We start from the raw sequence: 14,683 nt of genomic DNA, 5'->3' as shown, positions 1-14,683 counted from the left end.
CCGTATACGCAGGCGTGCGGCGGGGGTGTGTTCGGTGTGCGCGTGGGGCGCGTTCCCGGGCGGGCGCGCCCCTGCGCGGCGGTGGTCAGGTGCGCGGCGCCGGGGCCCGGCGGGGCTTGCCCTCCCGGGTGACGTCGTAGACGCCCGGCACCTGGCGCATGGCGCGCAGCAGGGCGGGCAGCGCGGCGGCGTCCGGCAGCCGGAGCGTGTAGGTGTGGCGGACGCGCTGCTCGTAGGGGGGCTCGACGGCGGCGGAGATGACGGCGGCGCCCTGGACGGCGATGGCCTCGGTGAGGTCGGCGAGCAGGTGGGGGCGGCTGAACGACTCGGCGCGGAGCCTGACCCGGCAGCCGTGTCCGGCCGGTCCGGTGCCGTGCCAGCGCACCCCGACGGGCTCCCGCCCGGTGGCGGCCATCCGGGCTCCCACGGGGCACAGGGCGCGGTGCACGGTGACGTTGCCGCCCCGTACGGCGAAGCCGGTGACCGGGTCGGGCGGCACGGGCGTACAGCAACCGGCCAGCCGGACGGCGGCCCCGGGCAGCCCGTCCACGGCGAGCGCCTCCGGGACGGGGTCGTCGGCCTCCGGGGCGCCCGGCGCGGCCTCGTGCGCCCCTCCGTCGTCCGCCTCCGGGGCGGCCGGGGAGGGCGCGTCGACGGCGGCGGGGGCGCCGTCCGTAGTCGACGCGCCCTCCCCCGGTACGTCCCCCGTGCCCGGCTGCCCGTCGCGCGCCGCCAGCCAGCGGCTGATGGCGAGGCGGGCGGCCGGGGTGCGGGTGTGGTCCAGCCACTCCGGGGACGGACCGGCGGCCGCGTCGGGGCCCAGCAGCAGTTGGAGGCTGTCGCCGTCGTGCAGCACCGTGGAGAGGGTCGCCAGCCGCCCGTTGACCCGGGCGCCGATACAGCGGTGCGCGTCCTCGCCGTGCAGGGCGTACGCACCGTCCACACAGCTCGACCCGGCGGGCAGCCCGACGGGCCGGGCGCCCGCCGTCCGGCCGCCCGGGGGGACGTCCCCGGGGCAGAAGACGGTGATCTCGCGGTCCTGGGCGAGGTCGTCGCGGAGCGAGGCCCAGAAGGTCTCCGAGTCGGGGGTGGCGCTCTGCCACTCCAGGAGGCGGGAGAGCCAGCCGGGGCGCGTCGGGTCGGCCCGCTCGTCCTCCGCGGTCTCCGCACCGGCCGCCGGGGCGTACGGATTGCCCAGCGCGATCACCCCCGCCTCGGCGACGTGGTGCATCTGGTGGGTGCGGATCAACGTTTCCGCGATCTCGCCCGCCTCGCCCGCCACCGCGGTGTGCAGCGACTGGTAGAGGTTGAACTTGGGCGCCGCGATGAAGTCCTTGAACTCCGAGACGACGGGCGTGAAGCAGGTGTGCAGCTCCCCCAGGACCGCGTAGCAGTCGGCGTCCTCGGGCACCAGCACCAGGATCCGCCCCAGGTCCGCGCCGGTCAGCTCGCCGCGGGCCCGCCGCACCCGGTGCACCGAGACCAGGTGGCGGGGGCGCAGCCGGACCTCCGCGTCGATCCCGGCGTCGGTCAGGACCGTACGCATCCGGGTGGCGAGCGCGGCGAGCGGATCGGGGCGACCGGCGTGCTCGCGCAGCAGGCGGCGGGTGGTGGCGTACTCCTCCGGGTGCAGGATCGCGAAGACCAGGTCCTCCAGCTCGCTCTTGAGGGCCTGGACGCCGAGGCGTTCGGCGAGCGGGATGAGGACGTCGCGGGTGACCTTGGCGATCCGGACCTGTTTCTCCGGGCGCATCACGCCGAGGGTGCGCATGTTGTGCAGCCGGTCGGCGAGCTTGATGGACATCACCCGGACGTCGTGGCCGGTGGCGACGAGCATCTTGCGGAACGTCTCCGGCTCCGCGGCCGCCCCGTAGTCGACCTTCTCCAGCTTGGTGACGCCGTCCACGAGATAGCGGACCTCGGCGCCGAACTCCGCCCGTACCTGGTCGAGCGTCACCTCGGTGTCCTCGACGGTGTCGTGGAGCAGCGAGGCGGTCAACGTGGTGGTCTCGGCGCCGAGTTCGGCGAGAATCAGGGTCACCGCGAGCGGGTGGGTGATGTAAGGTTCGCCGCTTTTCCGCATCTGGCCGCGGTGCGAGGACTCCGCGAGCGTGTACGCCTTGGCGAGGATCGCGAGATCGGCGTGCGGATGGTGGCCGCGGTGCACCTTGGCGACGTGTTCCAGCGCATCGGGGAGACCGCCGCGCGGCGCCGGGCCGAGCAGTGCGGCCCGGCCGATCCGGCGCAGTCCGCGCAGTGCGGGGCGGGGCAGACCACGGCGGCTCCGGGCCGTGTCCGGGTTTCCAGGGTTCGTGGCCTCTGCGCTCATGGGCACCTCCGGCAGCGAGTCGACCGGCGGTCAGGCGCCGTCGGTTGAGCGGCCGGGCCGGTGGTTGATGCTACCGAGCCCACCACGCGCCGTTCGCCCGCCCCCTCCCCCCTACGAAACGGATCACCCGTTCGAGCGAACTTCCCGGTGACGGCCGTGTCTTGGGAGGGCGACGGTGCGGCGGCGTACGGTCAGGCGGCTCCCCCGGCGAGCCAGGCGGGATCGAGGGTCCCCTCGGCGACGATGACGGCGGGCCCGGTCATCTCCACCGTGCCGTCGGGCAGTTCGGTGATCTCCAGGGTGCCGCCGAGGACGTCGACGGTGTACGTGACGGGGGTGCCGGTCAGCGCCGGGTCGGCGCCGTCCCGGCGGGCGGTGGCGACGGCGACGGCGCACGCGCCGGTGCCGCAGGAGCGGGTCTCGCCGGAGCCGCGCTCGTGCACCCGCATCGCGACATGGCGCGGTCCGCGGTCGACGACGAACTCGACGTTGACGCCCTCCGGGTAGACCGCGGCGGGGGCGACGCCCGGGGCGTCGAGCAGATTCCCGGCGTGCGCCAGGTCCTCGACGAAGGCGACGGCGTGCGGGTTGCCCATGTTGACGTTCCGGGACGGCCAGGTGCGCTCACCCACGGTGATCTCGGCGGCGCCCTCGGGCAGCTCGGCGCGGCCCATGCCGACGGTGACGTCACCGGTCTTGGCGACATGCACCCGGCGGATCCCGGCGCGGGTGGCGACGGCGAGGTCACCGGCCTCGGCCAGCCCGGCGTGGAGGAGGTAGCGGGCGAAGACGCGGACGCCGTTGCCGCACATCTCGGCGACCGAGCCGTCGCCGTTGCGGTAGTCCATGAACCACTCGGCCTCGTCGGCCATCGCTCGCGCCTCGGGGTGGGCGGCGGCGCGCACGACGCGCAGCACACCGTCGGCGCCGATCCCGGCGCGCCGGTCGCAGACCCGGGCGACCTCGGCGGCGGTCAGGTCGAGGCGGCCCTCCGGGTCCGGAACGATCACGAAGTCGTTCTCGGTGCCGTGGCCCTTGAGGAAGTCGATACGCGCTGCGGTGCTCACCCCTGAATCGTACGGGCCACGGGGGCAGTCCGGCGCGCGGGGCAACGGGCACGGGGGCGGCGCACGGGGCGCGCGGCGCCGCGGTGGGGCGGCCGCCCCGTGGGTCAGCGCAGGCGGGTGACGCGCCAGATGGCGAGGGCCGTGGGCACGACCACCACGGCGGTGTAGGCGAGCACCACGCGCCAGCTCGCGCGGCGGCCGGAGCCGCGGGTGGGCAGGCCGGGCCAGGTGTACCCAACGCGGCGGGCGGCCATCATGCCCCAGCCCGCGGCGCAGCAGCACAGCAGCAGGCCGAGCATGGCGATGGGCGCGCCGCCGTCGCCGCCGAACTCGAAGGCGAGGGGGAAGGCGAACATCAGGGAGCCGACGGCGGCGAGCACCACGACCGGCGCCAGCTGCCACAGCCGCAGCCGCCGCGGCGGGCGCAGCTCCCGGAACGACTCACCGCCCTCGGCGGCCGGCTCCTCGGCGTCGGGCCCGTCGGAGCCGTCCAGCGCGGGGCTGTGCGGGGCCTGCAGACCGGGGCCGTCCGGTTCCGGAAGGGCGTCGGCGTGCCCGGCACGCTCGCCGGGGACCGCGTACGGGGCGTCGTCGGCGTCCCCCGGGTGCGCGGGGTGCGGGGTCGGGGCGTCACCGTCGCGCGGCGCCGTGCCGGTGCCGTGCCGGTCCGGGTGCTGCGCTCCGTTACGAGGGCCGGCCTCCATTGCCACGCGCCCTCCCCACTACAGACTGCACGCTCGATCGACGGTTGATGATGACACGGGCTCAGGGGCCCCGATGACGGGCGGAGCGTCCCGATGCCATGACGTGATCAGGCTGTGACCGGTCGTTCGAGGAGCGCAAGCGCGTGCCGGGGCAGTTCCGCGCGGTCGCCGTCGGCGCCGCTGAGCCAGTGCACCCGGGGGTCGCGGCGGAACCACGAGTCCTGCCGCCGGGCGAACCGCTTCGTGGCCCGTACGGTCTCCTCCCGCGCCTCCGCTTCGGTGCACTCCCCCGCCAGGTGGGCGAGGACCTGCTGGTAGCCGAGGGCGCGGGAGGCGGTGCGGCCCTCGCGCAGACCGATGGCCTCCAGGGCGCGCACCTCGTCGACGAGTCCGTCCTCCCACATGCGGTCGACACGGCGGGCGATGCGGTCGTTCAGCTCCGGCCGCTCGACGCCGACGCCGATCTGGAGGGTGTCGTAGACCCCTTCATGACCGGGGAGGTTGGCGGTGAAGGGGCGCCCGGTGATCTCGATGACCTCCAGGGCGCGCACGATGCGGCGGCCGTTGCCGGGCAGGATCGCGCGGGCGGCCTCCGGGTCGGCGGCGGCGAGCCGGGCGTGCAGCACCCCGCTGCCGTGCTCGGCCAGCTCCGCCTCCAGCCGCGCCCGGACCTCCGGGTCGGTACCGGGGAACTCCAGGGCGTCGAGGGCGCCGCGTACGTACAGCCCGGAGCCGCCGACGAGGACCGGCGTGCGGCCCTCGGCGAGCAGCCGGTCGATCTCGGCGCGCGCCAGGCGCTGGTACTCGGCGACGTTGGCGGCGCGGGTGACGTCCCAGATGTCGAGGAGCCGGTGCGGCACGCCCTGCCGCTCCTCCTCGGTGAGCTTGGCGGTACCGATGTCCATTCCGCGGTAGAGCTGCATGGAGTCGGCGTTGATCACCTCGCCGCCCAGGTGCGCGGCGAGCGCGACCCCCAGATCGGACTTCCCGGCCGCGGTGGGCCCGACAACGGCGATGACCCGCGGAGCGGGGACTGCGGTGTTCACGGCACCCAGTCTCCCAAACCTCACACCGAACGGGGTGCCGGGGCGGGTGGGGCGACGCCGGGCGGTCTTCCCGCTTCCGGTGCCGTGCCCCGGAGGAACGGTGGCGGCGGTGACCTGGCACGATCGTACGATCGTTCTGACGACGCCAGGGGGTTCGGTGGGGAATCGGTTGAGAGTCGGCGAGGTATTCCGGGCGGGGCGGGTCACGGACCCGTCGGTGGCCGTTGTCCAGGGGTACCCGAACATCCATCACGCGACGGCCTCCGCGGTCCTTCCACAGATACAGCTGAGCAAAGGCATCAACCCGATCGCCAAGGTCAAGGCGGACGGCAGACTGCGCCGTCCGGCGATCCTGATCCGCTCCAGCCCCCTGAAGGCCGGTTCCGCCGAGACGCCCTGGCACGACGTGTTCGACCTGGACAACGGCCGTATCCGCTACTTCGGTGATCACCGGGCCACGCACACGGAGCCCGTGGGGCGCACCCAGGGCAATGCGGTCCTGCTCCAGGCGGTGCAGGACCACCGTTCCGACGACGAGGAGGGGAGAGCGGCAGCGGCACCGCTGCTGGTCTTCACCTCGGTGGCGCGCAACGGAACGCACAAGGGCTACGTCCGGTTCTGTGGCGTCGCGGTCATCGAGACCGTCGAGAAGGTGATGGCGGAGGACGGCGGTCGGCCCTGGCCGAACTACTGCTACGACCTCTCCCTCCTGGACCTGTCCGCGGAGGACGACCGACTCGACTGGACCTGGATCGAGTCGCGGGGCACCCCTGGGATGTCGACCCGCGACACTCTGGCGTACGCCCCGCACTCCTGGCAGCGCTGGGTGGAGGAAGGACACACCGCGCTCCACCGGGTACGGCATCGGCCGTCCCGGCCCACCGTGGGCGAGGGCCTCCCAGGATCCGGGAGCGAGCCCGAATCGACGGCGTCCGTGCCCGAGCCGCGGCAGTCCGGTGGCTCCCGCCCGGCCGCTCCCGGGCCGCCCGGGGTTCTCGAGGAGCTCACCTCGGACCTGTTGATCGAACGGCTCCGCACCCTCAAGGTCCACCAGAACAACGGACGACCGAGCAGGCACAAGCCGCTGGCGGTGCTGTGGGGGATCTCCAAGGTGGCTGCCGGGGAGCCCCCTCGTGCGCCGTGGCCCCGGTTCCGGGAGGAGGTGGGAGGGCTGATGGCCGAGTTCGGCGCTCCGGGATCGTCCGTCACGCCCGAGTACCCGTTCTGGCATCTGCGCACGAGTCGACTGTGGGAGGTCAACGGGGTTCCGCCCGAGCACACCGCCGCCATCCGTGCAGCGACGTTCGACAGGTTCGGTGCCGAGGCCGGGCTGAGCGAGCAGGCCGAGCGCCTGCTCGGCGACGACGTCGTGCGGTCCGAAGCCATCGCGGTGCTGCGGGAGACCTTTCTCGACGACGTCGACCAGGATGCCCTGCTGGCCCGCCTGGAGCTGTCCGGCTACACGACCGCGTCCGGCACCGTGCCGGACGAGGAGAGCACCGGGAGCGCGGGGCCCGCCGCACGGCGCACGGACGTCACCTCACGCGTCGTCCGTGATCCGGCGCTCGTCCGCACGGTGAAGAACCTGCACCACGACAGGTGCCAGTTCTGCGATCTGCAGCTGCGGACCCGCACCGGCACCTACAGCCAGGCCGCGCACATCAGGGGCCTGGGGCAGCCGCACAACGGTCCCGACGTGCTGTCCAATCTGCTCGTCCTGTGCCCGAACGACCACGTCAGGTTCGACACGCTGGCTCTCTACGTGGACGCCGACGACGTCGTACGGGAGACGGCGGACGGCACCCGCGCAGGAGTGCTCCGCCGTCACGAGAAACACCGGATCGACGCGGCGTATCTCCGCTACCACCGGGCGCTCTGCGGCAGGGAGTCCGGACGCGGTGCCGAGGAGGGCGACACCGCGTCGGCGTGACCGCCCGCCCCTACCCCCAGGACGCCACGAAGTACCCCACCCCGTACGGGGCCTCGTCATAGCGCAGGGTTCCCCGGAGGGGGGTGCTCGCGCGGGCGGCGCCGGTGAGGAGTTGCCAGGGGGCGCGGCCGGTTGACTGGAGGGTGGTGGCCAGGGCAGGGGTGAGGGCGGCGAGGGTGTCGGTGTCGGCGGTGGCCAGGGCGCGGGCGAGGGCGGCGTCGTAGTCGGCGGCGCGTTCGTCGTGGTAGCCGGGGGCCTTGACCGTGCGGCAGGCGCTGCCGTCGCCCATCACCAGGAGCGCCACCCGGGGAGCCGAGGCGGCCAGCTCGCGGCCCGCCTCCAGGCAGTCCTCCGGGGCGAGGGCGCCGTCCACGCCCAGGCCCGTCACGGGGGCGTCGACGGGGGTGGCGTGGGCGAGCAGCCAGGCGCCGACGGACAGGGAGGGGGGCAGCGGGGGCCCCGGCGGGTGCGGCGCGGTGCCCAGGCCGACCTCCTGGTCCACGCCGAAGCCCCGGAACGAGCCGGTGGCGCCCTGCGGGTACGGCCCCGCTCCGGCCCCGTCCGTGGGCCCGACGACGACCAGCCGGTCCGGGCGGGCCGCGGCGAGGGCGTCGACGGCCTCCCGGCAGGCGGCGCGGAGCGGGTCCAGCTCACCCGCGGCACCGGCGGCGACCTCGGGGACGAGCAGGGGCGGGCACGGGCACAGGGCGGCGGCTACGAGCATGCCGAGCAGCGTAGCCCGCGCAGGGCGGAGGGAGGCCGCCCGCTCCGACCGGGGGCCGCGCACGGCGGAGGGGAAGCCACCCGCCCCGGCCTGGGGCCTGCGCACGGCGGAGGGAAGTCGCCCGCTCCGACCCGGACCCCGCGCACCACGGAGGGAAACCGCCCGCCCCGACCCGGAAGCCCGCACACCGCGGAGGGAAACCGCCCGCCCCGCCCCAGAAGCCCACGCACGGCGGAACGAAGCCGCCCCCGCCCCAGAGCCCGCACAGGGCGGCCTGCCCCGGAGCGCCTCGTGTGCCCCCGGAGCGCGTGCCCCGGACGCAGCGGGACGGGCCGCCCCACGGCAGCCCGTCCCGGAAATGCTCGGAGTCTGTCCCGGAGCGGCGCGCGACGGCGCGGGTGCTCCCGGGCGTGCCCCGTCAGTCGCAGCCGCAGCCGCCCGTCGGGGCCGGGGCTGCGGTCGGGGCGCCGATGGAGGGGAGGCCCAGCATGACGCCGGCGGGCTTGGCGGCCGGGGCGGCGTTGCGGCGTTCCCAGGCGTCCCCGGCGGCGGTGCGGCGGACCGCGGAGACGGGGCCCTCGGCGAGGAGGTGGTGCGGGGCGGCGTAGGTGATGTCGACGGTCACCGTGTCGCCGGGGCGGACCGGCTCCTCGGGGCGGGTGAAGTGGACGAGACGGTTGTCGGGGGCGCGGCCGGAGAGGCGGCGGGTGGCGTCGTCCTTGCGGCCCTCGCCCTCGGCGACCATGACCTCCAGGGTGCGGCCGACCTGCTTCTTGTTCTCCTCCCAGGAGATCTCCTCCTGGAGGGCGACGAGACGCTCGTACCGCTCCTGGACGACCTCCTTGGGGATCTGGTCGTCCATCTCGGCGGCGGGGGTGCCGGGGCGCTTGGAGTACTGGAAGGTGAACGCCTGGGCGAAGCGGGACTCGCGGACCGTGTGGAGGGTCTGCTCGAAGTCCTCCTCGGTCTCCCCGGGGAAGCCGACGATGATGTCGGTGGAGAGCGCGGCGTCCGGCATGGCGGCGCGGACCTTCTCGATGATGCCGAGGAAGCGCTCCTGGCGGTACGAGCGGCGCATCGCCTTCAGGACGCGGTCGGAGCCGGACTGGAGCGGCATGTGCAGCTGCGGCATGACGTTCGGGGTCTCGGCCATCGCGGCGATGACGTCGTCGGTGAAGTCGCGCGGGTGCGGGGAGGTGAAGCGGACCCGCTCCAGGCCCTCGATCCGGCCGCAGGCGCGCAGCAGCTTGCTGAACGCCTCACGGTCGCCGATGTCGGAACCGTAGGCGTTGACGTTCTGGCCGAGCAGGGTGATCTCGGAGACGCCCTCGGAGACCAGCGCCTCGATCTCGGCGAGGATGTCGCCGGGGCGGCGGTCCTTCTCCTTGCCGCGCAGCGCCGGGACGATGCAGAAGGTGCAGGTGTTGTTGCAGCCGACGGAGATGGAGACCCAGGCTGCGTACGCGCTCTCGCGGCGGGTCGGCAGCGTCGAGGGGAACGCCTCCAGCGACTCGGCGATCTCGACCTGCGCCGCCTCCTGGACGCGGGCGCGCTCCAGGAGGACCGGCAGCTTGCCGATGTTGTGCGTGCCGAAGACCACGTCGACCCAGGGGGCCTTCTTGACGATGGTGTCGCGGTCCTTCTGGGCGAGGCAGCCGCCGACGGCGATCTGCATGCCGGGGCGGGCCGCCTTCTTCGGGGCGAGCTGGCCGAGGTTGCCGTAGAGGCGGTTGTCGGCGTTCTCGCGGACCGCGCAGGTGTTGAAGACGACGACGTCGGCGCCGTCGGCGTCCTTGGGGGCGCGGACGTATCCGGCGTCCTCCAGCAGGCCCGAGAGCCGTTCGGAGTCGTGGACGTTCATCTGGCACCCGTAGGTGCGGATCTCGTAGCTTCGCTCAACGCCCACGTCATTACTCCGGTCACTGCTGCTGGTCACCCCACAAGGGTAAGGGGGTGCGGGCGGCGGCTCTCCCACGGCGACGGGGCGGGCCCCGTGCGGGCGCGCGGGGCGCCCCGCGCACGGTACGCGGCGGCCCCCGCCCGAAGGGGGCGGGGGCCGCTGCGCACGGGGTCGTCAGCTCTCGTCGAGGCCCCAGAAGGTCGAGGGCGTCGAGCCGCCGAAGACGTCGCCGAAGAGCGCGGGGTGCGCCGGGGCGCCGACGTCGGCGGGGGCGAACGAGGTCACGCCGCCGTGGGCCGGGTCGCCGGTCGGGACGGACCAGACGGCGCCGTGCCGGTCGTTCTCACCGGGGCCGGAGGCCGCCAGGTCGGCGTGGCCGTCGCCGTCGGTGTCCAGCAGCCGCACACCGGCGCCGAACATGTCGCCCGCCTCGGCGACACCGGGCACGCCGGGGCTGTCCTGGCTGAAGGCGACCGCGCCGGTGCCGGTCAGGCCCTTGTCGGAGCCCTTGAGCAGCACCACGGAACCGGCCTGCTTCTTGGTGCCGACGGACTCGCCGGGCACGCCGACGGCCAGTTCGTCGCGGCCGTCGCCGTCGGTGTCACCGGCGGTGAGGGACGCGCCGAAGACGTCACCCTGCTCGTTCGCCCCGGGCACGCCGGGCGTGGCCTGGGTGAAGGTGTCGGTGCGGCTGCCGAGGCCGGAGGCGGTGCCGTAGCGGACCTTGACGGTGCCGGAGTCGGTCCAGGGGCCCTCGATGATGCCGCCCGGCGCCTCGCGCCAGGCGAGGTCCGCGCGGCCGTCGCCGTTGAAATCGCCCATGGTGGCGGGGAGCGCCTCGGGGCCCTTGTCGGTCTGCTTGGTCAGCCCCTTGGGGCCGCCGAGGAGGACGGCGCCGGGGCGGGACGACTCCTCCATGGAGCGGGCGACGAACACGTCGTCGGCGCCGTCGCCGTTGAGGTCGCCCGCGGTCAGCGACAGCACCTCGGAGTCGCCGTCGGCGACCGACACGGTCTGCTCGTGCGCGGGCTTGCCGTCCCGGGTGAACGGGCCCTGGAGCAGCTTGGCCCGCTTCTCGTCCCCGGACGCGGTGGTGAAGAGGTCCTGGTGGCCGTCGCCGTTGAAGTCGCCGCCCACGATCTGGCCGGCGTGGCCCAGCACGACGGCGCCGTCGCCGCTCAGGCCCTTGCCCTTGGTGCCCCACAGGGCGACGGTGGTGTCCCCCGTGCCCCCGGCCACCACGACGGCGAGGTCGGTGACCCCGTCGCCGTCGAGGTCCCGCGCGACCAGCGCGTCGGGGAACTTGCCCTCCAGGGACGGGATGCCCAGCGACGCGGTGTCGAGGACGGTGCGGGTCGCCGGGTCCGGTCCGTGCGCGGATCCGTAGACCACGGTGAGGTATCCGGGTTCGCCGCCCGTCGCGGGGGCGCCGATGACGAGGTCGTTGTAGCCGTCGCCGTTGAAGTCCTCCTTCAGCACGGTCTTCTTGGCGGCTGCCCGGGGGGTGCTGCCGGGATCGCTGCCGCCGGACGTGACGGCGCCCGCGGTGACGGCGAGCGCCCCCACGACGACGACTCCCACGCCTGCGGCTATCGCTCCCCTGGTGCGCTTGCGCACTCGGCCTCCTGGAGATCAGTGGTTCGCGTAGTCCCTACGCCTGGCTTCGTACGGTGTCCGGACCCGCCGGACACCGCCCCCGTCCCCCTGCGAGGGGATGCCGTTCCGCGCCCCGTGGGCCGGTGGTGCGCCCGGGAGCGGCGGAAGGTCACCTACGGGGACTCCGGGAGAACCCCTGCCGGTTGCACTTCCGTTGCCTCGTGATTGCTCTGTGATTGCCTTGTGATTGCCCTTTGCCTGTACGGGCGTTGGGGCGCGGGGCGCCGCGCGCCGTGCCGCGGCGGGCCGTGCGCCCCGTGACCGGCGGGGCCGCGCCTCTCCCTTTGCCGGGCCCGCCCTGGCAGGATTCCGGTCATGTCTCCGGCGATCCCGTCGCTCTCCGCGCTCCCCCGCCGTCTGGCCGGGGCGCTGCGCCGTCCGCTGCCCGCCGTGGTCTGCGCCGCGGCGGCGCTCGCGCTGCTCGCGTGGTGGCTGCTGCCCCTGGGCGGCGCCCCGTCCCCCCGGGGCACCGTGACGCTGGCGACGGGCGTACCCACCGGCGTGTACGCGCGCTACGGCGAGCTGCTGCGGCAGGACCTCGCCCACGACATGCCGCAGCTGGACGTCCGGCTGACCCGCAGCGAGGGGTCGATCGACAATCTGCGGCAACTCACCTCCGGGCGCGCCGGGTTCACCATCGCGACGGCGGACGCGGTCGCCGCGTACCGGGAGCGCGGCGAGCGGGGCGCGCGCTCCCTGCGGGCCTGCGCGCGCCTCTACGACGACTACATGCAGCTGGTGGTGGCCGAGGACTCGCCGGTGCGCTCGGCGAAGGATCTGCGCGGGCTGCGGGTGGGGGTGGGCGCCGACGGTTCGGGCGTCCAGCTGATCACCCGGCGGCTGATGGCGGCGGCGGGGCTGGACTTCGGCCGCGACATCCACCCGGTGCGGGTCGGTATCGACACCATGCCGACGCTGCTGCGCCGCGGGAAGCTGGACGCGTTCTTCTGGTCGGGCGGGCTGCCGACCGCGGCGGTGCAGCACCTGGAGGACCGGTTCCCGGTGCGGCTGGTCCAACTCGGCGATCTGGCGGCCGCGTTGCACCGTCAGGGCGGGCAGTCCCGCTACTACCGGGAGGCCGTGATGCCGGCCGACGCCTATCCGCGGGCGCAGCGCGGACAGGGTGTGAAGACGATCGCGGTGGCCAATCTGCTGGTCACCACCGACCGGGAGGACGCGGCGCTGACCGAGGCGATGACCCGGACGGTGATACGCAGCCGGGACGCGATCGGCGAGGAGGTGCACGCCGCGCAGAAGGTGGACCTGCGGACCGCGGTCTTCACCGACCCGCTGGCGCTGCACCAGGGCGCCCGCCGCTACTACGTGTCCGAGAAGCCCTGACGGCCCGGAAGCCCTGACGGCGGTACGGCCCGGCCCCCGGCTCCGAGGAGTCCGGGGGCCGGGCCGTACCTGCTCGGGCTCAGGCCGCGGGCGCGCTGCCGGGGCGGCGGCCCGACCGGCTGCGGCGAGGACGGCGGCGGGCGCCCGTCGCGCCACCGCCCCCGCCGCCCGCGGGGGTGCGCCGTCCGCCGCCGCCCGCGGGGCGCCGCCGGGCGGGCTGCTGCGGGGCGGGCGCGGCGAGCTGGACCGGCTCGCCCGAGGGCGTGCGGGCGCCGGTGATCCGTATCAGCTCGGTGTCGCCGGGGCGGACCGTGGCGGTGCCCGGGTCGATCTTGGCCTGGCGCATCAGCCGGGTCATGTCGCGGCGCTGGCCGGGGGTGACGAGCGTGACGACGGTGCCGGACTCCCCGGCCCGCGCGGTGCGGCCACCGCGGTGCAGGTAGTCCTTGGCCTCGGTGGGCGGGTCGACGTTGACGACGAGGTCGAGACCGTCGATGTGGATGCCGCGGGCCGCGACGTTGGTGGCGATCAGCGCGGTGGCGTGGCCGGTGCGGAACTGCTCCAGGGTGCGGTTGCGCTGCGGCTGCGACTTACCGCCGTGCAGCGCGGCGGCGCGGACGCCCTGGGCGAGCAGATGCTTGGTGAGCCGGTCGGCGCCGCGCTTGGTGTCCACGAACATGATCACGCGGCCCTCGCGGGCGGCGATCTCGGTGGCGGTGGCGCGCTTGTCGGTGTCGGCGACGTAGAGGACGTGGTGGTCCATGGTCGTGACGGTGGCGGCCGACGGATCCACGGAGTGGGTGACCGGGTCGGTGAGGAAGCGGCGGACCAGTTTGTCGACATTGCGGTCGAGCGTCGCGGAGAACAGCATCCGCTGACCGTTCGGGTCGACCTTCTCCATGAGCCGGGTGACCTGCGGCAGGAAGCCCATGTCGGTCATCTGGTCGGCCTCGTCGAGGACGGTGACGGCGACCTGGTCGAGGGCGCAGGAGCCGCGGTCGAGGAGGTCGGCGAGGCGTCCGGGCGTGGCGACCAGCACCTCGGCGCCGCGGCGCAGCGCGTCGGTCTGCCGGTTGATCGAGGTCCCGCCGACGACGGTGGTGGTCCGCAGCCCGACCGCCTTGGCGTACGGGGCGAGCGCGTCGGCGACCTGCCCGGCGAGTTCGCGGGTGGGAACGAGCACCAGCGCCAGCGGCCGCCTGCTCTCGGCGCGGCGGCCGGCGGTGCGGCTGAGCAGCGCGAGGCCGAAGGCGAGGGTCTTGCCCGAGCCGGTGCGGCCCCGGCCGAGGACGTCACGCCCGGCGAGCGTCGCGGGCAGCGTCGCCGCCTGGATGGGGAACGGCTCGGTGACCCCCTGCGCACCCAGCGCGGTCAGGAGCTCCGGGGCCAGCGGCAGCTCCTCGAAGGAGGCCACGGGCGCGGGGGCGGGCGTCCGGGGGGACGTGGTGCGGGGGGCGGCGCTGCGTCGCGGTGCGGTCGCTCGTGTCACTGAAGACCCTTCGGTTGGTGAGGCGTGGTCGTATCGACCGCGCACTCCCCCGTGGGACGGCACTCGGGACACGAGGCGTACGGGTGCGCGGTGGGCGGGGCCGGGAGCGCCCGGTGCCCCGCGGAGACGGGACGGGGCCCGCACCGGCTGGCCGGTGCGGGCCCCGTCCGCGAGACGCGTGAGCGTCAGGCGGGGATGATGTTCTCCGCCTGCGGGCCCTTCGGGCCCTGGGTCACGTCGAAGGAGACCTTCTGACCCTCGAGGAGCTCACGGAAGCCCTGGGCCTGGATGTTCGAGTAGTGGGCGAAGACGTCGGGGCCGCCGCCGTCCTGCTCGATGAAGCCGAAGCCCTTTTCCGAGTTGAACCACTTCACGGTGCCGGAAGCCATAATTTTCTCCTTCATGGGGCACGGAGCCCGCACTGCGCGGACTCCCTGTCGCCGAGATGAGTGCCCGACACCGGAGGATTCCGGTAAAAACACGGAACGCCCGGGGCT

The 14,683-nt window shown here is 74.6% G+C and carries 11 protein-coding genes; 2 read left to right on the top strand and 9 right to left on the bottom strand.

The annotated features are described in order from the left end of the window. Nucleotides 1–85 precede the first annotated feature (85 nt). From IF23_RS0127055 to miaA, 4 genes are all read right to left on the bottom strand, one after another. On the bottom strand, nucleotides 86–2,329 hold the full coding sequence (locus tag IF23_RS0127055) for a RelA/SpoT family protein (RefSeq protein ID WP_030288170.1): 2,244 nt from the start codon (nucleotides 2,327–2,329) through the stop codon (nucleotides 86–88). 191 nt (nucleotides 2,330–2,520) lie between these two features. Then, entirely contained in the window at nucleotides 2,521–3,396 is an 876-nt protein-coding gene (dapF, locus tag IF23_RS0127050) for a diaminopimelate epimerase (RefSeq protein ID WP_030288169.1), read from the bottom strand. 104 nt (nucleotides 3,397–3,500) lie between these two features. After that, on the bottom strand, nucleotides 3,501–4,100 hold the full coding sequence (locus IF23_RS0127045) for a hypothetical protein (protein ID WP_030288167.1): 600 nt from the start codon (nucleotides 4,098–4,100) through the stop codon (nucleotides 3,501–3,503). Between the two features lie 107 nt (nucleotides 4,101–4,207). Continuing rightward, a complete protein-coding gene (gene miaA / locus IF23_RS0127040; RefSeq protein ID WP_030288166.1) occupies nucleotides 4,208–5,146 on the bottom strand; it encodes a tRNA (adenosine(37)-N6)-dimethylallyltransferase MiaA in 939 nt (312 codons plus the stop codon). A 217-nt stretch (nucleotides 5,147–5,363) separates the two neighbouring features. Here miaA and IF23_RS34205 point away from each other — a divergent pair, with 217 nt between their 5' ends. Next, complete coding sequence (locus IF23_RS34205; protein ID WP_051739921.1) at nucleotides 5,364–7,076, top strand: phosphorothioated DNA-binding restriction endonuclease family protein; 1,713 nt, start codon at nucleotides 5,364–5,366, stop codon at nucleotides 7,074–7,076. A 10-nt stretch (nucleotides 7,077–7,086) separates the two neighbouring features. Here IF23_RS34205 and IF23_RS0127030 read toward each other — a convergent pair whose 3' ends face one another. The 3 genes from IF23_RS0127030 to IF23_RS35475 form a co-directional block, all read right to left on the bottom strand. Next, on the bottom strand, nucleotides 7,087–7,800 hold the full coding sequence (locus IF23_RS0127030) for a class III extradiol dioxygenase subunit B-like domain-containing protein (RefSeq protein ID WP_030288162.1): 714 nt from the start codon (nucleotides 7,798–7,800) through the stop codon (nucleotides 7,087–7,089). A 418-nt stretch (nucleotides 7,801–8,218) separates the two neighbouring features. After that, entirely contained in the window at nucleotides 8,219–9,736 is a 1,518-nt protein-coding gene (gene miaB / locus IF23_RS0127025) for a tRNA (N6-isopentenyl adenosine(37)-C2)-methylthiotransferase MiaB (protein ID WP_211266205.1), read from the bottom strand. A gap of 138 nt (nucleotides 9,737–9,874) precedes the next feature. After that, nucleotides 9,875–11,317 carry an FG-GAP-like repeat-containing protein gene (locus tag IF23_RS35475; RefSeq protein ID WP_078654295.1) on the bottom strand — a complete coding sequence of 481 codons (1,443 nt, stop codon included), beginning with the start codon at nucleotides 11,315–11,317 and terminating at the stop codon, nucleotides 9,875–9,877. A 354-nt stretch (nucleotides 11,318–11,671) separates the two neighbouring features. Between IF23_RS35475 and IF23_RS0127015 the strand changes: the two genes are divergently transcribed. Next, nucleotides 11,672–12,697: a TAXI family TRAP transporter solute-binding subunit gene (locus IF23_RS0127015; RefSeq protein ID WP_051739919.1), complete on the top strand. Its 1,026-nt coding sequence runs from the start codon at nucleotides 11,672–11,674 to the stop codon at nucleotides 12,695–12,697. A 79-nt stretch (nucleotides 12,698–12,776) separates the two neighbouring features. On the opposite strand, the gene IF23_RS0127010 is transcribed toward IF23_RS0127015, so the two are convergent. After that, entirely contained in the window at nucleotides 12,777–14,258 is a 1,482-nt protein-coding gene (locus tag IF23_RS0127010) for a DEAD/DEAH box helicase (protein WP_107127029.1), read from the bottom strand. A 113-nt stretch (nucleotides 14,259–14,371) separates the two neighbouring features. Then, on the bottom strand, nucleotides 14,372–14,575 hold the full coding sequence (locus IF23_RS0127005) for a cold-shock protein (protein WP_030288153.1): 204 nt from the start codon (nucleotides 14,573–14,575) through the stop codon (nucleotides 14,372–14,374). Nucleotides 14,576–14,683 lie beyond the last annotated feature (108 nt).

Origin of the sequence: Streptomyces catenulae (genome assembly GCF_000718015.1) — a bacterium.
GTDB lineage: Bacteria > Actinomycetota > Actinomycetes > Streptomycetales > Streptomycetaceae > Streptomyces > Streptomyces catenulae.
This window is presented reverse-complemented; position numbering and strand designations above follow the sequence as displayed.